The organism is Brevibacterium sp. Lmc1 (assembly GCF_057654315.1).
This window is the reverse complement of the sequence record NZ_CM172803.1, coordinates 1,183,595-1,208,696: the sequence shown is the minus strand read 5'-3', so window position 1 is coordinate 1,208,696 and position 25,102 is coordinate 1,183,595. Positions and strand designations below refer to the sequence as shown.

The window sequence follows — 25,102 nt, the reverse complement described above, 5'->3', positions numbered from 1 at the left end:
GGTCACGATTTCTTAGGTAAGCCTAAGGGGCAGTGTGAGCCAGGTTATGCGATTGTCGAGTCATGAAACTCGATCATGTGTCATACGCCAGTGAACCTGACGGCTATCGTGCGACCGCCGAGCGGATCGCGGAGAAGCTCGGAGTGGCTCCCTACGACGGCGGTGTGCATCCTCGATTCGGCACCAGAAACCTCATCTTCCCCCTAGCGAACGGCCATTACCTCGAAGTCGTGGAAGCCTTGGAGCATCCGGCCGCTCTCTCGACCCCTTTCGGTCAGGCGGTCCGGGCTCGTTCCGAGCTCGGCGGTGGCTGGATGGGCTGGTGCGTCTCGGTCGACGATCTCACCGCAGTCGAAACCCGCCTCGAGCGCAAGGCTGTCGATGGAAACCGGACGCCGGAGTCCGGTTTGGAACTTCGGTGGCTGCAGATCGGTGTCAAGGGGCTCATCGCCGATCCCCAGCTGCCGTTCTTCATCAAGTGGTCCGCCGACTCCTCGCAGCACCCGTCGACGTACAAGACGAATGAGGGCGTCGACATCGACACCCTGCAGATCGCCGGGGACCGCGATCGTCTGCGCGATTGGCTGGGCACTCAGGATGCCAAGCCGATCTCTGAGATCAACATCGACTGGTCCGCACCCCACGGGACGCCGGGCATCATGTCGGTGAGCTTCAACACGGAGAACGGCCCCGTCACCATCTGAGCACATCAGAGTCCGCACGCACTGCGGAGTCGAAGAAGGCCAGAGGCAGTGTCGCCTCTGGCCTTTTTCAGCTTATGGTCCTGGAGTCATCAGTCGCTCTGAGTCTCCGTCGGCAAGCCCTGCTCGCTTTCCGTCCCGTCTGCGTTCTTCCGACGCAGATGAGCGGCCGTCGCCATCGCACCGCCGACGGCGAGGAGACCTGCTCCGCCGCCGAGCAGTGGCAGAGTGCTGTCCGAACCGGTCCACGGCAGTTCACCGCCGTCCGAGCCGGACCCACCTGAACCGGACCCGCCTGAACCCGAGCCGTCGTTCGAAGAACCGCCGCCCGAATCGGATCCGCCGGAGCCGCCCGAACCGGAGCCGCCGTCGCTTCCGGCGCTCGCGGCCGCACCAGCTGCCGCGGCATCCTTCGCACCGTCCTGCGACCCGGCAGTCGATCCGGAGCTGTCGGCGTCCGTTCCGGTCCTGTCACCCTTGGCATCGGTGTCCTCACCCGTTCCGGCACCATCTGAGCTGCCGTTCTCATCCGAGTCCTTGGCCCCTTCATCTGTGCCGTCGGCGTCGGAGTCCTGGTCCTTCGGCGGTTCAGTCGGATCCGGTGCCGATCCGCCGTCGCCCTTGATGACCTGCACGACCGTGGGCCGCGGCATCGCGGCCACTCCCTTATCGACATCGGTCGCGTCGACATAGTCGGGGAACTGCGAGTGCTGATCGGCATAGGAGCCGTCCTCACCTGGGTGCTGGACCGCAACGAAAGCTGACTCATACTCGTCGTGGACGAGTGGTCCGCAGACCTCGGCTTCGCGAGGCACGGACAGGAACTGTTCGACCCGACCGCGCTGGTCACCGTCGATCGTGACCTTGAACAGCCCGTCGCAGTAGCCGATGCCGTCGGGAGCACCGTCGGTGGAGATCCACAGGTTTCCGGCGGTGTCGAAGGCGACATTGTCCGGGCAGGAGATCGGTGAGACCTGATCGGCGGGGAAGCCGGAGAAGTAGGTGGCGTCGCCCTGCTTCGGGTCTCCGCAGACCAACAGCAGCGTCCAGTCGAATTCGGTGCCCGTATGATCGCCGGAGCGCTCGGTGATCTCGACGATGTGCCCGTCGCGGTTCTCCGTGCGCGGATTGGCCTCATCTGCGGCGGCCTTCCCGTCGGTGCCGCGGTCGGAGTTGTTCGTGCAGGCGACGTAGATGCGGCCGTTGACCGGGTTCGGTTCGACGTCTTCGCAGCGGTCCATCTTCGTCGGTCCGACCTTGTCGGCGGCCAGTCGGGTGTTGACGAGGACCTCTTCGACGGAGAATCCGGACACCTGCGACTTGCCGTCCTTGACCAGCGGAAGCCACTGTCCGCTGCCGTCGAACTCGCCGTCAGCGGGCACCTCACCGCTGCCGTCGATCTCGGACTTCGGTGAGTTGCCGGTGAACTTCGCGACGTAGAGGTCGCCGTCGGTCAGCAGCGTCTTGTTGTGTTCGCGGTCGCCCTCGACGTAGGTGTCCTTCGAGACGAACTTGTAGAGGTAGTCGAACTTCTCATCGTCTCCCATATAGGCCACGGCGTGGCCCGAATCGGAGATCGTGATGTTCGCCCCTTCGTGTTTGAAGCGGCCCATGTTCGTGTGCTTATGAGGGGTGGAGTTCGGGTCCCAGGGGTCGACTTCGACGATCCAGCCGAAGCGATTCGCTTCGTTCGCGTAGCCCGGGTTGTTCGTATCGAATCGGTCGACATCGGCTTCCCACCCGTTGGCCGAGTCTTCGCTGTCGAGACCGTAGCGCTTATCGGCCGCCGAGGTGCCCTGCGCCTTGAAGTACGAGTTGAAGTTCTCCTCACCGGACACCAGAGTGCCCCAGGGCGTGAGCCCGCCCGAGCAGTTGCCGAGAGTGCCCTGCGCCTTGTCACCGTTCGGGTAGTCCTTCGTCCGCAGCAGATCGGAACCGGCAGCGGGACCGGTGAACTCGTATTCGGTGTCGATGAGGAACCGGCGGTTCTTCTTTCCGTTGACATCGATCGTCCACGTCGACTTCTCGTCCGTGCGGATGAGTTCGGCAACGGTCAGCCCGTGGGCTTCGCGACTGATCGCCCGCTGATCGGCTCCGTCCATGTCCTCGGGGTACATGATGGCGTCGTTCGTGTATTCCTGGTTGGCGAAGAGCACGGCCCGGTTGGAGTCATCGGGGTCGATCTGGATGGACAGGAAGTCGTTGTTGTAGCCGAACTGGCGGCGCTGCGCCTCTGGGCTCTGATTCTCCGGGTCGAATTTCGGGGAGTCGGGGAACAGGGGGTCTCCCCAGCGGACGATCGGATGCCAGGAGTAGCCTTCGGGGACGACGAATTCGTCGACCTCATGCTGGACCGGGTCGATGGCGGTGAAGGCCAGACTGCCTGCGGTGGCTGCGGCGGCAGAGCGTGCGGTCGGACTCGGTGCGGTGGTCACTGCGATGGCCAAGGCACCTGCAGCCGAGGCACCGAGAACCGCGCGACGGCTGAGCTTCGCATTGACGATATCGCGGAAATACCCATTTGCCGATGTGTTGCAGGTGGCCTTGAGGCAGGCGTTGTCGCACTTCAGTGCGCACGTGACGGGGCTGCGCTTGCCACGCACATGGTCGGCCATCGGCAGAAAGGTTCGCATCGATTCTCTCCTTGTATCGGGTATCTTCCCAGTCCGGGGCCCACCCGGTACAGAGGGCGGAACCGGAAGGACTCACCCGATCGAGACTGTCACCGGCAAGCGGCCCTGGAACTACCCGTCGGTGAATCAGAGGTGAACCCGGAGGGAGGAATGAGTGTCCCGTTCGCCTGTCCCGACCTCGCCTGCAGCACTCAGCCGAAGTCGACGAGGGCGAGCACTCCCGGGGCGAGGAATCCGACGGCGTCGATGATGACATGCGCCCACACCAACGGCATGAGTCTGCCCTTGCGCAGGAAGTACCAGCCGAAGATGATGCCCATGACGACGTTGCCGATGAACGGGCCGATGCCCTGGTAGAGGTGGTAGCTGGCGCGGAACATCGCCAGGGAGATGATGATCGGCCAGGGCCCGAAGCCCAGCTGCCGCAGTCGCAGCGCCCCGAAGCCGAAGATGAGCACCTCTTCGAGGATTCCGTTCTTCGCGGCCGAGAGCATCAGCACGGGAATCGTCCACCAATGATCGCCGAGGTTGGACGGCTGGATCTCGGCAGTGATCCCCAGTGCCCTGCCGCCCGCGTACACCCCGAGGGTGCCGATGCCGATCACGAGGAAGATGAGTACACCGTGGCCCAGGTCGCGCAGTCGGTGCCCGTCGACTCCGAGCCTGATCGGCAGCGGCAGGGCCGGTCGGTCTCGACTGAGCAGGTAGATCGCGAGGGCGACGGGCACGAGGGTGAAGCCGATGTCGAGAAGCTGGTAGATCAGATCGAAGGCCGGCCGGGGCGAGATCGAGGTGTTGAGCTTGGCCTGGGCGTCGCTGATCGGTCCGCGCGTGGCGATGTCTGCCAGACGGACGATCGCATAGACGGATGCCTGGCCCAGGGACAGGGCCGCAATGAGACCGAGCTCGAACCACAGGCGCTTTCTCTCCTGTGGTTCGAGCTCGGTCGTCATGGACTCAACTCTAGCCGGGACGGGTCAGTGTTTGGGTTCGCCGTCCCCGTCATCACGACGCGGCTGCTGGCTGCGCAGGGTGAAGTCCGTTCCCGGCCCATCGCCCCGGATCCCGTCGTCGTCGCGTCCGTCGCTGCCGGTCGGTTCGTCGTCGCGGCGGTCACCGAGGCGGTCGGCGTCCGTCGATCCATCCGACGCCGAGACGGCCCTGCCCGAATCCGCGGACGTCGAGTCCGCGGTCGGTGCGGTCGCCTCAGTGGGGGCCTCCCCTTCTGCCCGTGCCCGAGTGTCGTCGGAACTGACGGCAGCGGCCCCGGCACCGGCTGTCACAGCGGCGGTCTCCCTCTCATGTGCCCGTGCCTCGGCGGCGTCGAGGACCTCACCGCGAGCCATGTTCTTCACGTACTTCTTCTCAGCCCGGCGTTCCTTGACTCCTTCGAGCAGCAGGTAGAGCACGGGCACGAGGATGAGCGTGAGCAGCGTCGAGCTGACCAGGCCGCCGATGACGACGATCGCCAGCGGCTTCGAGATGAACACTCCCCCGCCGGTGAGCCCGAGGGCCATCGGCAGCAGAGCGAAGATCGTGGCGGCCGCGGTCATGAGGATCGGACGGTAACGCAGCCGGGCACCGTGGACGATGGCCGTACGCAGATCGACCCCGCGCACTCGGAAGTGATTGATGAGGTCGATGAGCACGATCGCATTCGTCACCACGATGCCGATGAGCATGAGCAGACCGATCATCGACGTCAGCCCCAGCGGAGTGTCGGTGATGAGCGAGAGCGCAACCGAACCGGTGGCCGCGAACGGGATCGAGACCAGCAGGATCAGCGGCTGCAGCAGCGACTTGAACGTGGCGACCATGATGACGAACACGATGAGGATCGCCGCGAGCATCGCCAGCCCCAACTGCGAGAACGCTTCGTTCTGCTCCTGGGTGGCACCGCCGGTGTCGACGGACACCGTATCGGGCAGGTCCACCTCGTCGAGGGCGGACTGGACCTCGGTCGACACGGCTCCGAGGTCATCGCCTTCCGGAGTCACGGACACGGTGGTCGAACGCTGCGAATCCGTGTGGCGGATCGTCGGTGCGGTCTTGACCTCCTTGACGTCGGCGACCTCATCGAGTTCGATGAAGCGCGGCTCCGAGGTCACGGGAGCACCAGCATTCGGATCGCCGCCTGTCGCACCGGCACCACCGGCCGCACCACCAGCACCGCCTGCGCCGCCGGCACCGCCAGCGCCTCCGGCACCACCAGCGTCACCCGAACCTCCGGCACCACCGCCAGCTCCTCCGGCACCACCGGCCGCGCCGGCGTCACCTGAGCCACCGGCACCTCCGGCCGCACCACCGGCGCCGCCTGCCGCACCTGCGCCGGCTCCTCCGGCGGGAGCCGTCTCTTCCGGCTTGCCCGGGATCTTGAGTTCGCGCAGCTTCTCCACGGTGTCGGCATTGCGATCGAAGAGCAGCACCGAATGGGAGACATCGTCGATGACGACCTCACCGATCTGCTGGCCATGCATGGCACGCTGCACATACTGGCCGATGGCCGCCTCGGTGAGGTTCTCCTCTGCGGCCTTCTCATGATCGACCTTGACTTCGATCACGGGCTGGACCGCGGCGGTATCGCTCGTCACCGACTGCGCCGACGATACGCCCTCGAGCTTGTCGCTGACCTTGTTCGTCGCGTCCTCGAGTTCTTCGGGATCGGTGGCCGTGAGTGTGACGTCGATGGTCTGCGCACCCGGGGTCGAGCTCTGGCTTGCCACCTCGACGTCGCCGGCGCCCTTGAGGCCGTCGAACTGCTTCTGCAGATCTGCGGAGATCGACTGCGCCGAGACTCCGGACTTTGTGTTGACGATATAGGTGCCCGTCAGCGACGAATCGTCGGTGAAGCCGAACGACGTGCCGCCGAGCGACAACTGGTAGTTGTCGACATCGGATTCGTCGGCGAGGATGTCCTCGACCTTCTTCGCCTGTTCCGAGGCCTCATCGAGGTCGGTGCCCGGGTCGAAGGTCTGCGAGATCTGCAGTGAGTCCTGCCCGGTGTCGCCGAAGAGCTCTGTCTTCAGCTGTGGGATCATCGCTCCGGTGCCTGCGAGCACGAGCACGGCGATGAGGATCATGATGATCGGGTGCTTCGTCGAGAACCCGATGGCCGGCATATAGGTCTTCTGCAGTCGCGTCACCGGCGAATGCATTCCGGCGAGCTCGTCGACCGCTTCCGTTCCGTCTTCGGATTCGCCGTAGCGCGGTCCGCCCGCTGCCACTCCGGTCGCATCGGTTCGAGTCGTGGCACCGGCCTGTGCGGAGGCATCAGCGCGCGGGAACGATTCAACACTGTCTCGAGGACCGGTGTCCTCGGCTTCGGCACCGGCGGCGACGAGGTCGCGCTTCCTGTCGGCCTTCTTCGCTTCCTTCTTCTCTGCCCGCCACTGCGACAGCATCGACTTGCGGCTGCGACGGATCTCCGCCTTCTCCGCACGGGTGAGCTTGACCTTCGCTTCACGCTGACGCAGGAACCAGTACGCGAGGACGGGCACGATCGTCAGTGCCACGAACAGGGACGAGAGCAGGGCGATGGTCGCGGTCAGGGCGAAGGGCCGGAACATCTCTCCGGTCTGCCCGGTCACGAATGCCAGCGGCAGGAACACGGCCACCGTGGTCAGCGTCGATGCGGTGATGGCACCGGCCACTTCGGAGACGGCGGCGAGGATGTTCGAGAACTTGTCGCCGCCGGAGGCGTGGCGTCTGCGGATCGCCTCGATGACGACGATGGAGTCGTCGACGACGCGGCCGACGGAGATCGTCAGCGCACCGAGGGTGAGCATGTTGAGGGTCTCCCCGCCCATCCACAGCCCGATCATGGCGATGAGGAGGGAGAGCGGGATGGAGATGGCGGTGATGATCGTCGCCCGCACCGAGAGCAGGAAGACGAGGATGACGAGGACCGCGAAGATCAGGCCCAGCCCACCCTCGTTGAGCAGGTCGTGGATGGACTGTTCGATGAACGGGGCCTGGTCGAACGCGGAGACGAACTCCGTGTTGTCACCCATCATCTTCTCGAGTTCGGGCAGCTTGTCGGCCACCGCGTGAGAGACGTCGACGGTGTTCGCGTCGGATTCCTTCATCACCGACACGGACAGCGAGGGTTCGCCGTTGGTGCGCGAGATCGACTCGATCGGCTCGTCGACGAGTTTGACGTCGGCGACGTCGGAGATCTGGATCGGCCCGTCCTTGCCGGAGATGACGAGGTCTTTGATCGCATCGATCGAGCGGATGCGGGTGCCGACCTCGACCGGGGCCGCGCCGTCGTCGCCCTTGAGCTCACCGGCCGAGGTGGGCACACCGTTGGACTGGAGGATTCCGGCCACCTCGTCGAGGTTGGCTCCTTCGTCCTCGAGGTCGTCGCGGCGGATGCTGATCTCGACCTGTTTGGTCTTCGCTCCGGCGATCTGGACCTGGGAGACGCCGTCGACCTTCTTCAGCTCCGGTTCGACGATGTCCTCGAGATTCGCCGCCAGCTGGTCTTCATCGGCATCCGAGGTCACGGACAGGGCGAGCACCGGAATATCATCGGTGCCCATCATCATGACGTTCGGTTCGACCCCGTCGGGCAGGGTCGGCTGCACCTGGGAGACAGCGCGCTGCAGGGCACGGACGACGTCATCGGAGTCGTCGCCGTACTTCGTGCTCACGGTGATCTGCGAACTGCCCGCCGAGGAGGTCGAGGTCATGTCCTCGACCTCGGGCAGTGCGGTCAGCGCCCCTTCGAGTGGGTCGGTGACTTCGGATTCGACGGCCTCGGGGGTGGCTCCCTCATAGGAGGCGGTGACCGTGGCCTGTGGGTTGTCGAGGGACGGGAAGAGCTCTTGCTTGAGAGCACCGGCACCGATGACGCCGAAGATGATGGCGACGACGGAGATGAGCGCGATGAGCGCCCGGTTCTTCAGACTCAGCCGGGTCAGGAAACTCACGAGGGGGACTTTCTTTGTCGTAGACAGGGCGACGACGCAGAACGCCGACTCAACCAACCATCCTAGTGAGTGTCCCCTGAACCGCACATGAGGAAAACCTGACTTTTCGGAATCAGAATCCCGACGCGTCGCGTTTCGTGCGACAGCTCGGTGAACCGGCAACAGCTCGGTCCGTGCACCGAGCTGTTGCCGGTGCGCCGAGCTGTCGGCAGGCTATTGAACGCCGGCCGGTCGGCGGGGACGGGTCTCACGGCCGAAGAACCACAGGCCCGCGGCGACGATGCCGAGGACACCGGTGAGCAGGAACGCCCACGAGTAGTCGAAGTGATCGACGACGGCTCCGGCGATGATCGGGCCGAGGATGGCTCCGCCGTCGAGGGCCATCTGGTAGCGGGCGAGCACTCGGCCGCCCTTGCGGTCGCGGCCGATGACGTCGGCGACGGTGGCCTGCTGAGCGGGGTTGGCCAGGCCGGAGCCGATCCCGGCGATGATGGAGAAGACGAAGAACAGCCAGATCGAATCGATGAAGGCCAGCGCCGCGGTGGTCACGCCGAGGACGAACAGGCCCCATTGGATGAAGGGTTTGCGCCCGACGGTGTCGGCAAAGCGTCCGACCACCGTCACGGCCGAGGCATTGCCGATGGCGAACATGGTCAGCGCCAGTCCGGCCACTGCGGTATCGGCCTTAAGGGCCTGGATGGCGAAGAGCGGGTAGATGGCCACGCGGATGCCCATCGCCGACCAGCCTTGGACAAAGGCGGAGATGAGCGCCGACCGGTAGGCCGAATCCTTCCAGGCTTCCCGGAAGGACATGACTTCCTGCTGCTGCTTGTCCTTCTCCGCTTCCAGCCGGGCACGCCCGGATTTCGTCGAGGAGCCGAAGGATGCGGTGGAGGCGAGGAAGACGCGGACGACGATGGCGGCGATGAGCAGACCGACGGCATAGATGATGAACGGAATGCGCATCCCCCATCCGGCCATGGCACCGCCGAGGACGGGTCCGGCGATATTGCCGACGAGGAATGCGGTCGCATACGTCGACGATGCCTTCGCGCGGGCGTCGATCGGGGCGAGGCGGACGATGAGCGCCATCGCGGAGACGCTGAACATCGTCGAGCCGATGCCGCCGAGTCCGCGGAAGATCAGCAGCTGCCAGTAGTTCTGAGCGAAGGCGACGGCCGCGGTGGAGGCTGCGACGATGAGGAGACCGGTGATGTAGATGCGGCGTTCGCCGAAGGCATCGACGAGGCGCCCGGATGAGGGTGAGAACACGAACCGGAAGAATGCGAACGAGGAGACGACGATGGTTGCGGCGGTGACCCCGAAGTCGAAGCTCGCCGCGAACTGCGGCAGGACGGGTGCGATGATTCCGTAGCCCAGGGCAACGATGAAGGCCGCTGCCACGAGGACATAGATCTCCTTGGGCAGGCGGCGCGTTTCCGGAGTGTCGGTGCCGGGAGTGCTCACAGGGTATCGAGGAACTGTTCGGGCTTCGGCAGGGGGCGAGTGCTCGTGGTCAGGCGCTGTCGGTAGCGTTCGGGGACGGCTCCGATGTAGAACCAGCCCATGAGCAGTTCATGATCGTTCAGGCGGTGGAGGCGGCGGACCGGTTCGGTGTTCGTCAGGGTTCCCGAGCGCCACATGACTCCCCAGCCGGCTTGCCACAGGGCGAGTTCGAGCAGGTGGCCGGCACCAGCGGCGGTCGCGTGCTGCTCCCATTCGGGAACCTTGTCATGTTCGACCGGTGAGGAGACGAGGGCGAGCAGAAGTTCGGCCCGCAGCGGCTTCGTATTGGTCTCGCCGGGTTTGCGGACGACGCCGGCGGCTTCGTCGAGGGCGTCGCCGAGGCGGTGCCGGTCGTCTCCGCGGATGATGAGGAAGCGCCAGGGGCGCAGTGACTTGTGGTCGGCGACCGAGGAGATCGATCGGATGATCTCAAGCAGGTCGGAGTCGTTCGGGGTCACCGGGTCGACCTTTGAGATCGACCGTCGGGTGCTCAGGGCGTGGAGGACGGGATCGGCGACGATGTCGATCGACGACGGCGCTGAGTAGTCGGGACCGCGGCGAGTGGGAGTCACGGCTGAGGTGCGGTCACTCGCCGAGACGGCGGCCGCCTCGGTGGGGTGAGCCCCGTCCCGCGGGGACACATCGAACTGTGCGCCCTGGATGTTCTGGGCTTCCTGCGCGGCCAGGCTCTTCGCCCATGGTCCGGTGTTGCCGTCGAGGAAGTGGGCACGGACGCGGTCTTTCGTCACATCGCAGGCCTTGCCCGAGTCCTTGGACCGTTTGCGGTCCTTGTGTTTGGACTTCTTGCATCTGTCCTTTTTGTGACTGCCCATCAGCTCACCCATTCGGCGAAGGCGGTGCGGGCCTTGTGCAGTTTCGGGTCGATGATGACACGGCAGTAGCCGTTGTCCGGGTTCGCGGTGTAGAAGTCCTGGTGGACCGCCTCGGCGGGATAGAAGGTACCGAGAGGTTCGAGGGTGGTGACGATCGGATCGTCGAACAGGTTCTGCGCGGATTCGATGGCCTCGGCGAAGTGCTGCTTCTCGGTCTCGTCGCGATAGAACATGGCCGACCGGTACTGGGTGCCGACGTCGTAGCCCTGGCGGTTCAGGCTCGTGGGGTCGTGGCCGGTGAAGAACAGGCCGAGGATGACGTCTTCGGGAACGATGTCGGCGTCGAAGGTCACCTGCAGGGCTTCGGCATGGCCGGTCATCCCGGAGCAGACCTCACGGTATCCGGGGTTGTCGGTGTGTCCGCCGGTGTAGCCGGAGATCACTTCTCTCACGCCGGTGGTCCGCTGGTAGACGGCGTCGAGGCACCAGAAGCAGCCGGCGCCGAGGGTGAGGGTACGAAGATCGCTCATACAACGTATAACGATGACGCGAGCAGGTTATTCCCGGCCCCAGCGGTACGATCAGCTGCCATCGGCGCGGAAGGTCAGCTGATCGGGGGCAGGCCACGTCGCCAGCACGGTCATATGTTCGTCCTCGTCGAGGATCTCGAAACTGCTCGAGTAGCCCGCATAGTCTGACTCCTGTTCGAGGCCCTCGGGATGCAGCGTTCCCGGCACAGAGTCCTCGGGAAGATCCTCGGAGACCCTGAAATCTGAACCAGGCGAGCTGAACGAGATGGCGTCGAGATAGCCGTTGACGATGCTCAGACTCAGTTCCCTCTCAGCCGTCTCTCCCCCATCTTGGTCCGCGCTGTGCCTGATCCCAACGACCGGGTATGTCTGCGTTGCCGGGACCACCCGCGGGGATGATGCTGCGGGGTAGACGTGGATGCTCTCGATGTCTTCGTTCCTGATGATCTCGGCCAGCCGGTCGGGGTCCAGAATGATCGGCTCGTTTCCCGGATACTCAGCTCTCGGGTAGGTGACCCAGACGAAGAAGCGCGCGGTGTCGAGCTGCTCGGACACTGCCTCGGCGGTGGCTTGTGCGACGGGATGCGGCTGTGACAACAGGAGGTTCACCGACTCCCGGATGCGGGTGGGCAGTTCGATCTCGACCGGCGCGTAGTCGAAGTCCTCGACGTCGTCGGTCCATTTCTCGACCTTGTCGATGAGGACCGCTGTCACCGCGACGAGCCCGCCGTTGACGACGGCATTGAGACCTCGGCCGACGCCCGTCGGCAGTTTCGCATCGATAGCCTCCGCCAGCCGCTCCGTCAGCGGCCAGAGCGCCCATGAGGCCGCTCCCGCTGCTGCCGCGGTGACCGCATTGAGGAACGCCGGGGAAGTCACGCTCGCCTGTTCGTCCCACCAAGTATCCGCGGCGGCATCGCCGTCGAGTACTCCGACGTCAGAGATGTGCGCAGGAGAGGAAGCATATCGGACGGGACCGCTCCCTCTGGTGGAGAAGGCTCCGAGGAATTCGTCGATGCCGCTCGATCCGCCCACCTTGCCGAGGAAGGCCCGGGACCCGGTGAGCCAGGTCAGGCCCGCATTGGCCAGGGCGGTTCCCGCTCTCAGGCCGGTCTGGCGTTCGGCGGAGACGTCGCGGCGTCGCACCAGCGCGAGGGCGCCGGTGCCGAGTGCGGCAGCGGTACGGACGGTTCGGTGATGACGAAGGGGGATGTCGGGAAGTCGCATGTCCTTATCGAAACATGCCCGCCTGTGACGCAGATGAGAGCGGTCAACAGTCTCGGCGGTATCCGGACCGGCGACCGCGGCGGAGGTTCACATCACCATGCCCGAAGGCAAGGAGAAGCCGAGTTCTGCGGCGGCCTTCTGTGTCGAGGGCTGGTGCCAGAACTTCGCCACGGATTCGTTCGTCGCCAGGGATCGCATCTCGGCTTTGTCGAGGAAGAGGATCCCGGATAGGTGGTCGGTCTCGTGGGCGACGATGCGCGCCGACCAGCCGGAGACCTCCTCGGCGATGGGGTCGCCCTGCAGGTCGATGCCCGTCAATGCGATGTTGCGGGGGCGGGCCACGACGGCTTGGTAGCCGGGGATCGACAGACATCCTTCATAGAAGGCGACGTCCTCACCTCCGGCGCGTTCGCAGCCCGCGTTGAGGACCACCCTCAGCGGCATCGGCTCCCGTTGCCGGACCTTCGCGACCTCGGGATCACGGGCACCAGGATCTTCGGCGACGAACATCGACAGGCCGATGCCCACCTGCGGGGCGGCAAGGCCGACTCCCGGGGCGGCGAGCATGGTCGCTCGCATCACCTCGGCGAGCTGCTCGAGCTCGGCGTCGTCGACCTGCCCGTCGAAAGGGCGGGTCTGGGACCGGAGGACCGGGTTCCCTGCCTCGACGATGGGCGCGGTCCCGTCCCCCGTCTCTGCGGCGGTGAGGACGGCACGGATCTGGTCGGCGATGAGCGCATCGGAGACGTTCACGAGGTGGTGTCCCTCAGTTCGCGCGGGCGACGATGAGTTCGGCGTGCTTGAGCAGCGGGGCGTCGATCATCTTGCCCTCGAAGGAGAATGCGCCCTTCTCCGTCTTCGCCAGGTCGAGCACGGACCGCGCCCAGGTCAGCTGTTCGTCGCTGGGGCGGAAGGCGTCGCGGACGACGGGCACGTGGTTGGGGTGGATGGAGACCTTGCCGGAGAACCCCGACTGTACGGCGTCTTCGGCCTCGGCTGCCAGTCCTTCGAGGTTCGGGATGTCCGCCCAGATCGAGTCGAGCGCGAACTTGCGATGGGCCCGAGCGGCGAGGAGGGTCTGACTGCGCACATGCTTGGCCACCTCCCGGTAGCCGCCATCGGCCCTGCGGGAGGAGCCTCCGCCGAGGTCGGCGATGAGATCCTCCGAACCCCACATCAGCGCATAGACATTCGGCGCAGCGGCGATCTCGGCGACGTTGACGGCTCCGAGCGCGGTTTCGATGAGCGCGATGACCTGGAACCCGGACAGGATCGACACATCAGATGCAAGCTCCGCCTTCGGCAGCATCACGGCCGTGTACTCGGTGCGCGCGAGCATCTTCAGATCTTCGCCGAGGTGGCCCGAATCGTGGGAGTTCACCCGCACGACCGTGCGGGTCGGGTCGAGCGGGAAGTCGACGATGGACTCCCGTGCGGCAGCTTTGTCGGCCTCGTTGACGGCGTCTTCGAGGTCGAGGATGACGATATCCGAGCGTTCGGCTGCTTTCGTGTACCGATCGGGACGATCGCCGGGGACGAAGAGCCAGGCGGGTTTGAACTCGAGGGACATATGGGGGCTCACTTTCCGGTGTCGGACTGATCGGCGGTGTCGGCGGCGGACTTCGCCGCCGTGGACTCGTGGCTGGAGTCGAACATCATCGCCTGGCGCACGGCCTTCGCGACGAGTTTGCCGTCCTGGTTGTAGCCGCGGTGTTCGAAGGTGACGATGCCCTGGCCCGGACGGGACTTCGAATCGCGTTTGTCGAGGATCGTCGTCTCTGCGTAGAGAGTGTCGCCGTGGAACATCGGTGCCGGGAAGCTGACCTCGGAGAAGCCGAGGTTTCCGACTGTCGTTCCCTGCGTCAGCTGGGACACGGACAGACCGATGAGGGTGGCCAGGGTGAACATCGAGTTGACGAGGCGCTCGCCGAAGGGTTCGGTAGCCGACCATGCCGCGTCGAGGTGCAGGGCCTGGGTATTCATCGTCACGGCCGTGAACAGGGTGTTGTCCGCTTCGGTGACTGTGCGGCCCGGTGCGTGCTTATAGGTGGCGCCGACTTCCATCTCGTCCAGCCACAGACCTCGTTGTGCAATGACCTTGTCACTCATGTAACGCTCCTCACTCGTCGTGATTTGAGTTTATCGCCATTCACCGGACCACTGCGACCCGGGGGTCGGTAGGATCGAGCACACCATGACCATCACACGATCCCTCTTCGTCGTCACCCACCCGGAGGCCCGACACCATCTCGAGGCCCGGGTCGGCGGGTGGCACGATTCCGAGCTCACCGTCCGCGGCGAACTCCAAGCCGATCGCATCGCCGCCGAACTGCGGTCGCGGATCCCGACGGCCGCCTCCGCGCCGGTATTCACCTCTGATCTCAAACGGACGCGCAGGACCGCCGAAGTGATCGCCGATCGACTCGGCACGCGCGCAATCGACCACCCGGGTCTGCGCGAGAAGTCGTACGGAGTCGCGGAGGGACGGGAGCAGTCCTGGCTGGACGCGCGCTTCATCTTCCCACCCGTGCCCGACGACGCCTTCGACCACACGATGCGCCTCGATCATGCCGAAGGCATCGACGGCGCGGAGACGCGACGCGAGGCCGGTGCTCGGATCTACGCCGCGGTCGGCGAGATCCTCACGCAGCGAGCCTCGCACCAGGTGGTCGTCACCCACGGCTTCGCCCACACGTTCGTCATCGGTCGGTGGCTCGAACTGCCTCTCGAGGCGATGGGGCGGGCGACGTTCGCCGCGCATTCCGGGTGCATCACCGAACTGACCGAGGACGATCGATTCGGCAATCGGACCCTGCGGTCGCTCGCTGCGGTGGACCACCTCGGCGATGCCTGAGGCGGTCCACCGCCGTGATCAGTCGGCACCGGTCAGGACCCGAGCTCTGTACCGAGTTCGTTGAAGGCCGATGACCATCCGTCGTAGGCACTGGCGTCTTCACCCGAGTCATTGGGCAGGCCGGTCAGCGTGAACGTCATGCGAGTGCGGTCGGCGCCGATCTCCTCAAGTGCGACGCTGACGCGCGGGGCATCGTCGACCTCGCCGGGACTTCCCCAAGTGAAGTCGAGGCGGACGGGCTCGTCGATGTGAAGGTACTTCCCGGCGGTCGGGAACTCCTGCCCCGTATCGGGTATGCGCATCGTATAGGTGTATTCGCCGCCGACCCGCAGGTCGACGGATACGGATTCGCGTGGAGTGACCAGCGTTTCGGGGTGGAACCAGCGCGCCATGACGTCCGGGTTCGTCCATGCTTCCCAGACGCGGGCGCGCGGGGCGGCGAATTCGCGGACGATGGTGAATCCGGGTTCAACCGCCTGTGCGCTGTTCGGATCGGTCACTGTGTTGGCTGTGGTGTCTGTGTTGGCCGTGTTCTCGGCGTTCATCGCTGTTCTCCTCCTTGAGTCGTGCATGATGTCTGCGTCATACGTGATGTCTGCGTCATTCGGCACGTCGTTGATGTCGATAGTCAGTCCGCAGTTCGATCTGTGGTCGACGGGTCGGTCGTCGATGTATCGGTGGGCACCTCCTCGGCGAGGATGCGGTCGAGGCTGTCGAAGCGCTGCTGCCATTCGTCGTGGGCCGCCTGCAGCCAGCCGACCGCCTCGGTGAGGGCATCGGCGTTGAGTGCGACGATGCGCTGCTGCGCGGCTTTCGATCGGGTGATCAGCCCCGCCGTCTCGAGCACCTTGAGGTGTTGGGAGACCGCGGAACGACTGATCGGCAGCGGTTCCGCGAGCTCACCGGCGGTCTTGTCTCCCCCGCGCAGACGATCGATGATCGCCCGACGCGTCGGATCGGCAAGCGCCGCGAAGACGTGATCCATACTCATTTAAGCATCCCCTTAATTAAGTGATTTCTACAATACACTCTTCGACCGCTCCGTCAAGGGGGCTCGGGGACGATCCGCAAAGGGGGTACGGCACCCCGGATCGGACTTCTCAGCACACTTGCGCCCAACCCGACTAGGCTGGAAGCAGCCGCTTCGGCCCACCCCGAGCTCGAGGAGAGACATGGATCGCGATTCGATCGACTGCTGGCTGACCGATATGGACGGTGTCCTGGTCAAGGAGAACAATCCTCTGCCGGGAGCCGCAGAGCTGCTCGCCCAGTGGCGTCAGGCCGATATCCCCTACCTGGTGCTGACGAACAACTCCATCTACACCGCTCGCGATCTCTCCGCCCGGCTGCGCTCGAACGGGCTCGACGTCCCCGAGTCGAACATCTGGACCTCGGCGATGGCCACCGCGGATTTCCTGTCCAATCAGGTCGAGCACGGCACGGCCTATGTCGTCGGCGAGGCGGGGCTGACCACGGCGATCCACGAGGCCGGGTTCGTCATGACCGAGCACGACCCGGACTTCGTCGTCGTCGGCGAGACCCATTCATATTCGTTCGAGGCGATCACGAAGGCGATCCGCCTCATCGACGCCGGCTCCCGCTTCATCGTCACGAACCCCGACGCCACCGGTCCCTCCCCCGAGGGCGTCCTGCCAGCCACCGGCGCCATCGCCGCCCTCATCACGAAGGCGACGAACCGCGAACCCTACGTCGTGGGCAAGCCCAACCCGATGATGTTCCGCTCGGCCCTGAATAGGATCGGCGCCCATTCGATGAGCACCGCAATGATCGGCGACCGCATGGACACCGACATCATCGCGGGCATGGAAGCGGGCATGCACACGGTCCTCGTGCTGTCGGGAATCTCCACCGCCGAGGATGTCCGCCGCTTTCCGTTCCGACCCAACGAGATCGTCGACGGCGTCCACAATCTGCTGGACGTGCCGCTGGAGAGCCGCGGCGACCTCGGCCCCGACCCCACAGGCTCTGCCTGAGGCACGCACTCCTTCGCCGAGAGACAGGGAGCATGCACCCCGGGCCGCCGAGAAACGGGCTGAGTGTCGAAACACGGGTGTGCGCACCCGTGTTTCGACACTCAGCCCGTTTTTCGATGGAGCCGGCGACCTTGCAACCCAGCACAGGCCCGTGCTGCATCAATCCCTTCGCCGTCGCCGAAGCTGCACCATCTGACCACACAAATAAACCACGTTTAATAGTATTTGCTTGCATTTGGCATATTTTAAGATCATCCTTGATAGATGTTCCAAGTGCTGACAGCGCAACAGCTCCGTGGACTCGGCATGTCCCGCAGACAGTTGGCCGAAGCCAAACGATGCTGCCTGCGCCTAGTCAGGAAGGGTCACTACGTGATCCGCAAGTCGTGTGATGATAGCCATCACGGACCCATCCGCGGTCTTTCCACGGATCACGACACTTCGTTTCCAAAAACCTTCGGAGATCTGCGGGACGAAGCCGAGGAGCTGCGGGTCCAGATCGCATGCCGCCTCGGTGAGCTTCTGCCGGGAGATGTGTTCTCTCATGTTTCGGCCGCGCTCATCCACTGTCTTGACCCCGCTGTGCTCGAATCGTCGAAAGTCGAGATCTCCAGGAACTCCCCTACCCGCAACTACGACGGCGTGTTCATCTACTCGCGCAGACTTCCACCGGAACAGGTCTCATCCGAGTTCGCCTATCCGGTCACCACTCTGCCCAGGACTCTGGCTGACGTTGCTCTTGACCGTTCGCTCGAAGTTTCTGTACCGCTCATCTCTCAAGCACTCCGTTCGGGAGAGGTGGACCGGGCAGACATCACCGATCTGTTGGCGAAAGGGCAACGCGGACGCCGAAGAGCCCTCTTGGCCGTTGATCTCTCGAACGCCGAATATGAATCTCCAGCCGAGGCGGTCTGCGCAGTGAAGTTCCATCGCTTCGGAGTAACCGGAATGGTCCCGCAGGTCGACACGTTCACAGAGTCGGGCAAGTTCATCGGACGCAATGACTTTCGGCACAAGTCCGCTGCTGTCGCAGTGGAAGTCCACGGTCTCGGCAAGTTCTATCTCAACCCTCACGGCCCTGATGAGGCGGCCAAATTGAGTCATCAGCGCAATATGGACCTTCTCAACGCCGGCTTCAAGGTCTTCAACCTGAGCTTCGGCGACCTCTTCAGACCTCGCATCTTCGCTGCGATCAAGCGGGCCATCGAGACGACTGATCAGCGAAAAACGGGCTGAGTGTCGAGACACGGGCGCGCACGTGCGTTTCTCGACACTCAGCCCGTTTCTCGGCGAAGCAGCCGTGCCTCAGCCCGCCTACTGCAGCGAAGACGTCAGGCGCATGACGGACTCCATATAGCGGCGGAGCCATGGCCGCTTCTCCCATTCCTCCAGGGTGAGTTCGTCGCTGACGCCCTGGTAGTCGGCGACGACATCGATGATGTCGTCGACCAGGTCGCCGCCGGTGGTCAGCAGGCTGATCTCGTAGTTGAGGCCGAACGAGCGCATGTCCATGTTGGATGAGCCCATCACAGCATAGAGGTCGTCGACGATGAAGCACTTCGTGTGCAGCACGGCGGGTTTCGGGTACAGGAAGATCCGCACCCCAGCTTCGAGCAGCGACCGGTAGTAGGACGACTGTGCCCGGTCGACCATGTACTGGTCCGCCTGCTCGCTGACGTAGAGTTCGACGTCGACCCCACGCCTGGCCGCGGTCTCCACGGCGGCCAGCAGCGATTCGTCGGGCACGAAGTAGGGGCTGACGATGGCCAGACGCTTCTGCGCCAGGTACATCATCGAGGTGAAGACCTTGAGGTTCGGAGCGGTCGTGAACCCGGGCCCCGAAGGAACCAGCTGCATCGCGCTCGTCGCCCCGCCGACTTCGGGCTCGTTGCCGTCGCGCTCGTACGGGCGGATGCCCAGAGCCTGTCCCGATTCGGAATACCAGTCGGTGGAGAACACCGCCTCGATTCCGGCGACGATGGGCCCGGAAAGCTCGACCATGATGTCGTGCCAGTTCCGGCCGATCTGTGAGTTCTTCCTGTTGAGGTAGCTCGAATCGATCATGTTCTGCGAACCCATCATCGCCCGCTTGCCGTCGATGACGAGCAGCTTGCGGTGGTTGCGCAGGTCGATGCGCCGAGCCTTGCCTCGCCATGGAATGAACGGCAGCATCAGGTGCCATTCGATGCCGGCCGCGTTCAGTCGTTTGCCGAGCCGGTGGAATCCCGGATACTTCCGGGATCCGATGTGGTCGAAGAGGACACGGACTTCGACCCCGCGCGCAGATGCTCGCTCGAGCGCCTGGAAGAAGACGTCGGTCGTCGAATCCCACGCCATAATGTAGATCTCGACGTGGACGTATTCGTGTGCTTCGTCGACGAGTTCGGCCATCCGCGCGATCGACGCTGCGTAATCGGAGATCACCCCATGGCTGTCGCCGGTGACCATCGGCAGCGCGGTCAGTGCCCGCCCCAGCTGGGCGACGGAGACGAATTCGGGCTCGGCGACCAGAGACGGCGGCACATCGGGCAGGTCGTCGGCGCCTTCGTGCATGAGTTCGTTCGCTTCGGCCTGGATCCGCGCCCGGCGCTGGTTGATATAAGGGCTGCCGAGCAGCAGGAATGCGGGAATTCCGACGATCGGCACGAACAGGATGAGCAGCAGCCATGCCGATGACGATGACGGGCGACGGTTCTCCGGCACCACACCGACCGCGATGATCTTCACGATGTATTCGATGACGATCCACGTCGTCGTCGCCACCGATGCCACCATGCTGAGATCCATGTGCTCCCACTTCCCTTTCGGTCGCCGTCTCACCTCACGGTGTTATCGGATAAGAATATCGCCCGCCGAGGCGGACCTGCACGTCCGTACGGATGTGCGGCGCCGCCTCGGCGGGCGATTTGGCATGGGTGGCCGACGGAAGGTCGGCACCTGCTCTCAGATCAGGAGCGGGAGCTCAGAGTCCGAGTTCGCGGGCGATGAGCATGAGCTGGACCTCGGTGGTGCCTTCGCCGACTTCGAGGATCTTCGAGTCGCGGTAGTGGCGAGCCACGAGGTATTCGTTCATGAAGCCGTAGCCGCCGTGGATCTGGGTGGCGTCGCGCGCATTGTCCATGGCTGCTTCGCCGGCGATCATCTTCGCAATAGCCGCTTCCTTCTTGAACGGGAGTCCGGCGAGCATCCGCGAAGCCGCGAGGTAGTACGCCGACCGGGCTGCGACGACGCGTGCTTCCATGCGGGCGATCTTGAAGGAGATGCCCTGGAAGTCGGCGATCGGCTTGCCGAAGGCCTGGCGTTCCTTCGCGTACTTCACTGATTCGTCGACGCAGCCCTGGGCGGCGCCGACGGACAGGGCGCCCACGGCGATGCGGCCCTCGTCGAGGATGCGCAGGAAGTTCGCGTAGCCGCGTCCGCGTTCGCCGAGCAGGTTCTCTTCGGGCACCTGCACATTGTCGAAGGTGAGCGGGTGCGTGTCCGAGGAGTTCCAGCCGACCTTGTCATAGGCCGGTTCGGCGGTGAAGCCGGGGGTGCCGGTCGGGATCATGATCGTCGAGATCTCAGGCACTTCGCGGCCCGACTTCGACGTTCGGGTTCCGGTCACGGCGGTGGCGGTGACCAGGCGGGTGATGTCGGTGCCGGAGTTCGTGATGAAGCACTTGCTGCCGTTGATCGTCCAGGTCCCGCCCTCCAGAGTGGCCTTGGTCCGGGTGCCGCCGGCATCGGATCCGGCCTCGGGTTCGGTCAGGCCGAAGGCGGCCAGGCCCGAGGCGTCGGTGAGCTTCGGCAGCCATTCCTTCTTCTGCTCTTCGGTGCCGAAGCGGTAGATCGGCATCGCCCCGAGCGAGACCCCGGCCTCGAGCGTGATGGCCAGGGACTGGTTGACCCGGCCGAGTTCTTCGATGGCCAGGCACAGAGCGAAGTAGTCGCCGCCCATTCCGCCGTACTCTTCGTCGAAAGGCAGACCGAAGAGCCCCATCTCGCCCATCTTCGCAACGAGGTCGTAGGGGAACTCGTGCTTGGCGTCGAGTTCGGCTGAGACGGGTGCGACCTCTTCGTCGGCGAATTTCGCGACACCTTGACGCAGGTCTTCGTATTCTTCGGGCAGCATTCCCGGAACAAAGGTTTCCATAGTTTCCTCCCCGCTTGTGGCGTGGTTGTGGTGTGAGTGGCTGATGATTATTCGGTGGCGTCTGCGACGGCCTCGGCGGCGGCTTCGTCGACGACTGTGGCGAGCACTTCGTCGAGAGCGACTTGGGCACCTTCGACAGCGGTGACGGTGACGATTCCGGCTGCGGGTGCGGTGAGCACGTGCTCCATCTTCATCGCCTCGACGACGACGATCGGTGCTCCCTGTTCGACTGCATCCCCGGTCTCGACCTTGATATCGACGACGGAGCCGGGCATCGGTGCGAGCACCTCGGCGCCTTCGAGTCCAGGGGTCAGCGAGGTGTCGGCCTGCGGCCGGACGAAGACGTGGATTCCGGTGTCGGTGCTCACCCAGATGCTGCGGTCACGGGCATCGGAGAAGATCCGCGCCGTGTGCTGAATCCCGTCGAGGGTGACATGCCACAGTCCGTCGGCATCGACCTCGACGGCTCCCGCTCGAGTCTCGACGTCGACCGTCTCTCCGCCCGTGGCCAGGGTGACCGTGGGATGGAAGTCCGGACGTGAGGTGCGCCAGGCGCTCGGTCCTGCCCACGCCGAGGCGGCCGACCGATTCGCGGTCAGTTCGGCGTCCGTGACCGGTCCGGTCAGGGTCGTGCCTGCCGCTCCCCCGGTGACCGTGACAGCGGCGGCCGCCAGCTGCGCGTGGGTCTCACCGGCGCTGTGCGCCAGCTGATCCTCGCCGAGGTTGTCGATGAGTGAGGTGTCGAGGTCCCCGGAGATCACCTCGGGCAGCGCGAGAAGGGTGCGCAGGAAGTCGATGTTCGTCACGATTCCCGGCACCGCCGAGGCGGCGAGCGCGGCATCGAGCCGCTTGAGCGCCGCTGCCCGATCGTCGGCACGGACGATGAGTTTCGCGATCATCGGGTCGTAGTCAGAGGCGATGGTCTGGCCAGCGTCGAGGCCGGCATCGACGCGGATGCCCTCACCGGTTGGGAAGACGACGTCGAGGGCACGCCCACCGGTGGGCAGGAATCCGCGCGAGGGATCCTCGGCGTAGATTCTCGCTTCGATCGAATGCCCGGTCAGTGTGATGTCATCCTGCGTCAGCGGCAGCTCTTCGCCCGCGCCGACGCGCAGTTGGAGTTCGACGAGGTCCACTCCGGTGACCTCCTCGGTGACGGGGTGTTCGACCTGCAGTCGGGTGTTCATCTCCATGAAGAAGAACTCATCGGGACGGTCGGCCCCGACGATGAACTCGACAGTGCCGGCTCCGACATAGCCGACGGACTTCGCGGTCTCGCAGGCGGCCTGGCCGATTCGGGCGCGGGTCTCTTCGTCCAGCAGCGCAGAGGGTGCTTCCTCGATGACCTTCTGGTGACGGCGCTGCAGGGAGCATTCGCGTTCGCCGAGGTGGATGACGTTGCCGTGCGCGTCGGCCATGATCTGGACTTCGATATGGCGCGGGGTGGCGACGAGGCGTTCGAGGAACAGCGTGTCGTCGCCGAAGGAGCTCGCGGCTTCGCGGCGGGCGGTCCGCAGCGCCTCGGCGAGTTTGTCGGCTTCGAACACCGCGTGCATTCCTTTGCCGCCGCCGCCGGCGGAGGGCTTGATGAGCACGGGGAAGCCGACGTCCGTCGAAGCCGCAATGAGGGCCTCGTCGCTCATCGCGGCGTCCTTCGTGCCGGGCACGAGCGGCACCCCGCGGGAGGAGACAGCCTGCTTCGCGGTGATCTTGTCGCCCATCGTCCGGATCGCGTCGGCTCCGGGGCCGAGGAAGACGATTCCGGCGTCGGCGCAGGCAGCGGAGAATTCGGCGTTCTCCGACAGGAATCCGTAGCCGGGGTGGATGGCTTCGGCTCCCGTGGCCTGTGCTGCGGCGATGACCTTGTCGATGCGCAGATAGGACTCGGAGGCGGCGGCCGGCCCCAGGTGGACCGCGGTGTCGGCGGCCTTGACGTGGGCCGCACGGGCGTCGGCGTCGGAGTAGACGGCGACGGTGCGGATGCCGAGTCGGCGGCAGGTGCGGATGACGCGCAGGGCGATCTCGCCGCGGTTGGCGATGAGGACTGTTGTGAACATTTTCGTCATGGTGGGGCTCACATTCTGAAGACGCCGTAGCCGCTGGCATTCAGCGGGCGTTCCATCGGTCCGAAGCGGGCGAGTTCGAGGGCCAGTGCCAGTACCTGGCGGGTGTCACCGGGTTCGATGATTCCGTCATCCCACAGGCGAGCCGTCGAGTAGTACGGGTTTCCCTGGGCTTCGTACTGGTCGCGGATGGGCTGTTTGAACGTGTCTTCGGCCTCGGCGCTCCACTCCTCGCCGCGGGCCTCGAGCTGGTCGCGCCTGACGGTCGAGAGCACGCTGGCGGCCTGTTCGCCGCCCATCACGGAGATGCGGGCATTGGGCCACATCCACAGGAAACGCGGGGAGTACGCGCGGCCGCACATCGAGTAGTTGCCGGCGCCGAAGGAGCCGCCGATGACGACGGTGAACTTCGGGACGCGGGCGGTGGCGACGGCGTTGACCATCTTCGCACCGTGTTTGGCGATGCCGCCGGCTTCGTAGTCGCGGCCGACCATGAATCCGGAGATGTTCTGCAGGAACACCAAGGGCACGCTGCGCTGGTCGCAGAGCTCGATGAAGTGGGCGCCCTTCTGCGCGGATTCGCCGAAGAGGATTCCGTTGTTGGCGACGATGCCGACGGGGTGTCCGTCGAGGTGAGCGAATCCGGTGACGAGGCTCGTGCCGTATTCGGCTTTGAACTCGTGGAACTCGGATCCGTCTACGAGGCGGGCGATGACCTCGCGGACGTCATACGGTGTTCGCGAGTCCACCGGCACCACCGAGGTCAGCTCCTCCGGCGAGTGTGCCGGCATGCGGGATTCGATGACGTCCCAGTTCGGAGTGCTCTTCGGCCCGAGAGTCGAGACGATGTCGCGCATGATCTCCAGTGCATGGGGGTCATTGGCCGCGAGGTGGTCGGTGACGCCGGAGACCCGGGAGTGCAGCGCTCCCCCGCCGAGCTCCTCGGCGGTGACTTCCTCACCGGTGGCGGCCTTGACCAGCGGTGGGCCTCCGAGGAAGATCGTGCCCTGCTCGGAGACGATGATCGATTCGTCGGCCATCGCGGGGACGTAGGCGCCACCGGCGGTGCAGGAGCCCATGACGGCGGCCAGCTGCGGGATTCCGGCAGCTGAGAGGGTGGCCTGGTTGAAGAAGATGCGACCGAAGTGCTCTCGGTCGGGGAAGACGTCGTCCTGATTCGGCAGGTTCGCGCCACCGGAGTCGACGAGGTAGATGCACGGAAGGCTGTTCTCTTTGGCGACTTCCTGAGCCCGGAGGTGCTTCTTCACGGTCACCGGGTAGTAGGTTCCGCCCTTGACGGTGGCGTCATTGGCCACGATCACGCATTCGCGGCCGGCGACCCGCCCGATTCCGGTGATGATTCCGGCGCCCGGGCTGGCGTCGTCATACATGCCGTTGGCGGCCAGCGGAGAGAGTTCGAGGAAGGGCGTGCCGGGGTCGAGGAGATGCTCGACGCGCTCACGCGGCAGCAGCTTTCCGCGATCGATATGGCGCTGTCTGGACTTCTCGGAACCGCCGCGGGCTGTGGCCGCAATGCGCTCCCGGAGTTCAACGATGAGTTCGGCATGGGCCTCGGAGTTGACCTGCCCCGTCGCCGGACTGACCGCAGTTCCCACTGCTCTCATTCCATCCTCATTTCAGTTAATGATTCTTAACTGACTGCTATGATACTGCTCACAGGCAGAACTGACAACG

At 64.9% G+C, this 25,102-nt stretch carries 20 protein-coding genes; 4 read left to right on the top strand and 16 right to left on the bottom strand.

Annotation, left to right across the window (positions count from 1 at the left end; genetic code table 11):
* The first annotated feature begins 62 nt into the window (after positions 1-62).
* A complete protein-coding gene (locus AC239G_RS05195; protein WP_101545790.1) occupies positions 63-704 on the top strand; it encodes a VOC family protein in 642 nt (213 codons plus the stop codon).
* 89 nt (positions 705-793) lie between these two features.
* On the opposite strand, the gene AC239G_RS05190 is transcribed toward AC239G_RS05195, so the two are convergent.
* The 10 genes from AC239G_RS05190 to AC239G_RS05145 all read right to left on the bottom strand — a co-directional run bounded on the left by AC239G_RS05190 (position 794) and on the right by AC239G_RS05145 (position 14,470).
* Positions 794-3,334: a PhoX family protein gene (locus tag AC239G_RS05190; protein WP_139468665.1), complete on the bottom strand. Its 2,541-nt coding sequence runs from the start codon at positions 3,332-3,334 to the stop codon at positions 794-796.
* 191 nt (positions 3,335-3,525) lie between these two features.
* Positions 3,526-4,287, bottom strand: coding sequence for a CPBP family intramembrane glutamic endopeptidase (locus AC239G_RS05185; protein ID WP_487489936.1), 762 nt, complete (start codon positions 4,285-4,287; stop codon positions 3,526-3,528).
* Between the two features lie 24 nt (positions 4,288-4,311).
* Positions 4,312-8,265, bottom strand: coding sequence for an efflux RND transporter permease subunit (locus AC239G_RS05180; protein ID WP_487489935.1), 3,954 nt, complete (start codon positions 8,263-8,265; stop codon positions 4,312-4,314).
* A 213-nt stretch (positions 8,266-8,478) separates the two neighbouring features.
* Positions 8,479-9,732: an MFS transporter gene (locus AC239G_RS05175; RefSeq protein ID WP_139468667.1), complete on the bottom strand. Its 1,254-nt coding sequence runs from the start codon at positions 9,730-9,732 to the stop codon at positions 8,479-8,481.
* Positions 9,729-10,604, bottom strand: a complete 876-nt coding sequence (locus AC239G_RS05170; RefSeq protein WP_139468668.1) for a nitroreductase family protein — start codon at positions 10,602-10,604, stop codon at positions 9,729-9,731. Before AC239G_RS05170 ends, AC239G_RS05175 begins: the two co-directional genes overlap by 4 nt.
* The gene (gene msrA, locus AC239G_RS05165; RefSeq protein ID WP_139468669.1) at positions 10,604-11,134 is read right to left on the bottom strand and encodes a peptide-methionine (S)-S-oxide reductase MsrA; all 531 of its coding nucleotides are present in this window, start codon (positions 11,132-11,134) and stop codon (positions 10,604-10,606) included. Before msrA ends, AC239G_RS05170 begins: the two co-directional genes overlap by 1 nt.
* Before the next feature lie 51 nt (positions 11,135-11,185).
* A complete protein-coding gene (locus AC239G_RS05160; RefSeq protein WP_139468670.1) occupies positions 11,186-12,361 on the bottom strand; it encodes a hypothetical protein in 1,176 nt (391 codons plus the stop codon).
* Between the two features lie 87 nt (positions 12,362-12,448).
* The gene (locus AC239G_RS05155; protein WP_139468671.1) at positions 12,449-13,114 is read right to left on the bottom strand and encodes a peptide deformylase; all 666 of its coding nucleotides are present in this window, start codon (positions 13,112-13,114) and stop codon (positions 12,449-12,451) included.
* Between the two features lie 13 nt (positions 13,115-13,127).
* On the bottom strand, positions 13,128-13,931 hold the full coding sequence (locus AC239G_RS05150; protein ID WP_139468672.1) for an HpcH/HpaI aldolase/citrate lyase family protein: 804 nt from the start codon (positions 13,929-13,931) through the stop codon (positions 13,128-13,130).
* Between the two features lie 8 nt (positions 13,932-13,939).
* Positions 13,940-14,470 (bottom strand): MaoC family dehydratase, encoded by a 531-nt coding sequence (locus AC239G_RS05145; RefSeq protein ID WP_139468673.1) that lies wholly within the window; start codon positions 14,468-14,470, stop codon positions 13,940-13,942.
* 85 nt (positions 14,471-14,555) lie between these two features.
* On the opposite strand from AC239G_RS05145, the gene AC239G_RS05140 reads away from it, so the two are divergent.
* Positions 14,556-15,215: a histidine phosphatase family protein gene (locus AC239G_RS05140; RefSeq protein WP_139468674.1), complete on the top strand. Its 660-nt coding sequence runs from the start codon at positions 14,556-14,558 to the stop codon at positions 15,213-15,215.
* 32 nt (positions 15,216-15,247) lie between these two features.
* Here the strand turns inward: AC239G_RS05140 and AC239G_RS05135 are convergent, their stop codons facing one another.
* Together AC239G_RS05135 and AC239G_RS05130 are read right to left on the bottom strand one after the other, a co-directional pair.
* Entirely contained in the window at positions 15,248-15,760 is a 513-nt protein-coding gene (locus AC239G_RS05135; protein ID WP_139468675.1) for an SRPBCC family protein, read from the bottom strand.
* An 83-nt stretch (positions 15,761-15,843) separates the two neighbouring features.
* Positions 15,844-16,206, bottom strand: a complete 363-nt coding sequence (locus tag AC239G_RS05130) for an ArsR/SmtB family transcription factor (protein ID WP_139468676.1) — start codon at positions 16,204-16,206, stop codon at positions 15,844-15,846.
* A gap of 181 nt (positions 16,207-16,387) precedes the next feature.
* Between AC239G_RS05130 and AC239G_RS05125 the strand changes: the two genes are divergently transcribed.
* Complete coding sequence (locus AC239G_RS05125) at positions 16,388-17,209, top strand: HAD-IIA family hydrolase (RefSeq protein ID WP_139468677.1); 822 nt, start codon at positions 16,388-16,390, stop codon at positions 17,207-17,209.
* Between the two features lie 306 nt (positions 17,210-17,515).
* The gene (locus AC239G_RS05120; RefSeq protein WP_482401535.1) at positions 17,516-18,445 is read left to right on the top strand and encodes a hypothetical protein; all 930 of its coding nucleotides are present in this window, start codon (positions 17,516-17,518) and stop codon (positions 18,443-18,445) included.
* Between the two features lie 78 nt (positions 18,446-18,523).
* Here AC239G_RS05120 and cls read toward each other — a convergent pair whose 3' ends face one another.
* The 4 genes from cls to AC239G_RS05100 all read right to left on the bottom strand — a co-directional run bounded on the left by cls (position 18,524) and on the right by AC239G_RS05100 (position 25,032).
* Positions 18,524-19,996 carry a cardiolipin synthase gene (cls, locus tag AC239G_RS05115; protein WP_139468679.1) on the bottom strand — a complete coding sequence of 491 codons (1,473 nt, stop codon included), beginning with the start codon at positions 19,994-19,996 and terminating at the stop codon, positions 18,524-18,526.
* A gap of 175 nt (positions 19,997-20,171) precedes the next feature.
* On the bottom strand, positions 20,172-21,344 hold the full coding sequence (locus AC239G_RS05110) for an acyl-CoA dehydrogenase family protein (protein WP_139468680.1): 1,173 nt from the start codon (positions 21,342-21,344) through the stop codon (positions 20,172-20,174).
* A 47-nt stretch (positions 21,345-21,391) separates the two neighbouring features.
* Positions 21,392-23,401 carry an acetyl/propionyl/methylcrotonyl-CoA carboxylase subunit alpha gene (locus AC239G_RS05105; RefSeq protein WP_218973643.1) on the bottom strand — a complete coding sequence of 670 codons (2,010 nt, stop codon included), beginning with the start codon at positions 23,399-23,401 and terminating at the stop codon, positions 21,392-21,394.
* 17 nt (positions 23,402-23,418) lie between these two features.
* Complete coding sequence (locus tag AC239G_RS05100; RefSeq protein WP_139468682.1) at positions 23,419-25,032, bottom strand: carboxyl transferase domain-containing protein; 1,614 nt, start codon at positions 25,030-25,032, stop codon at positions 23,419-23,421.
* Between the last annotated feature and the right edge of the window lie 70 nt (positions 25,033-25,102).

Bases quoted from the DNA above. Each gene is read 5' to 3' on its own strand.
- msrA (WP_139468669.1), bottom strand. From the start codon at position 11,134: ATGAGCGATCTTCGTACCCTCACCCTCGGCGCCGGCTGCTTCTGGTGC.
- AC239G_RS05150 (WP_139468672.1), bottom strand. From the start codon at position 13,931: ATGTCCCTCGAGTTCAAACCCGCCTGGCTCTTCGTCCCCGGCGATCGT.
- cls (WP_139468679.1), bottom strand. From the start codon at position 19,996: ATGGATCTCAGCATGGTGGCATCGGTGGCGACGACGACGTGGATCGTC.
- AC239G_RS05100 (WP_139468682.1), bottom strand. From the start codon at position 25,032: ATGAGAGCAGTGGGAACTGCGGTCAGTCCGGCGACGGGGCAGGTCAAC.
- AC239G_RS05195 (WP_101545790.1), top strand. From the start codon at position 63: ATGAAACTCGATCATGTGTCATACGCCAGTGAACCTGACGGCTATCGT.
- AC239G_RS05125 (WP_139468677.1), top strand. From the start codon at position 16,388: ATGGATCGCGATTCGATCGACTGCTGGCTGACCGATATGGACGGTGTC.
- AC239G_RS05145 (WP_139468673.1), bottom strand. From the start codon at position 14,470: ATGAGTGACAAGGTCATTGCACAACGAGGTCTGTGGCTGGACGAGATG.
- AC239G_RS05190 (WP_139468665.1), bottom strand. From the start codon at position 3,334: ATGCGAACCTTTCTGCCGATGGCCGACCATGTGCGTGGCAAGCGCAGC.
- AC239G_RS05105 (WP_218973643.1), bottom strand. From the start codon at position 23,401: ATGTTCACAACAGTCCTCATCGCCAACCGCGGCGAGATCGCCCTGCGC.
- AC239G_RS05170 (WP_139468668.1), bottom strand. From the start codon at position 10,604: ATGGGCAGTCACAAAAAGGACAGATGCAAGAAGTCCAAACACAAGGAC.
- AC239G_RS05130 (WP_139468676.1), bottom strand. From the start codon at position 16,206: ATGAGTATGGATCACGTCTTCGCGGCGCTTGCCGATCCGACGCGTCGG.
- AC239G_RS05110 (WP_139468680.1), bottom strand. From the start codon at position 21,344: ATGGAAACCTTTGTTCCGGGAATGCTGCCCGAAGAATACGAAGACCTG.
- AC239G_RS05120 (WP_482401535.1), top strand. From the start codon at position 17,516: ATGTCCCGCAGACAGTTGGCCGAAGCCAAACGATGCTGCCTGCGCCTA.
- AC239G_RS05135 (WP_139468675.1), bottom strand. From the start codon at position 15,760: ATGAACGCCGAGAACACGGCCAACACAGACACCACAGCCAACACAGTG.
- AC239G_RS05160 (WP_139468670.1), bottom strand. From the start codon at position 12,361: ATGCGACTTCCCGACATCCCCCTTCGTCATCACCGAACCGTCCGTACC.
- AC239G_RS05140 (WP_139468674.1), top strand. From the start codon at position 14,556: ATGACCATCACACGATCCCTCTTCGTCGTCACCCACCCGGAGGCCCGA.
- AC239G_RS05185 (WP_487489936.1), bottom strand. From the start codon at position 4,287: ATGACGACCGAGCTCGAACCACAGGAGAGAAAGCGCCTGTGGTTCGAG.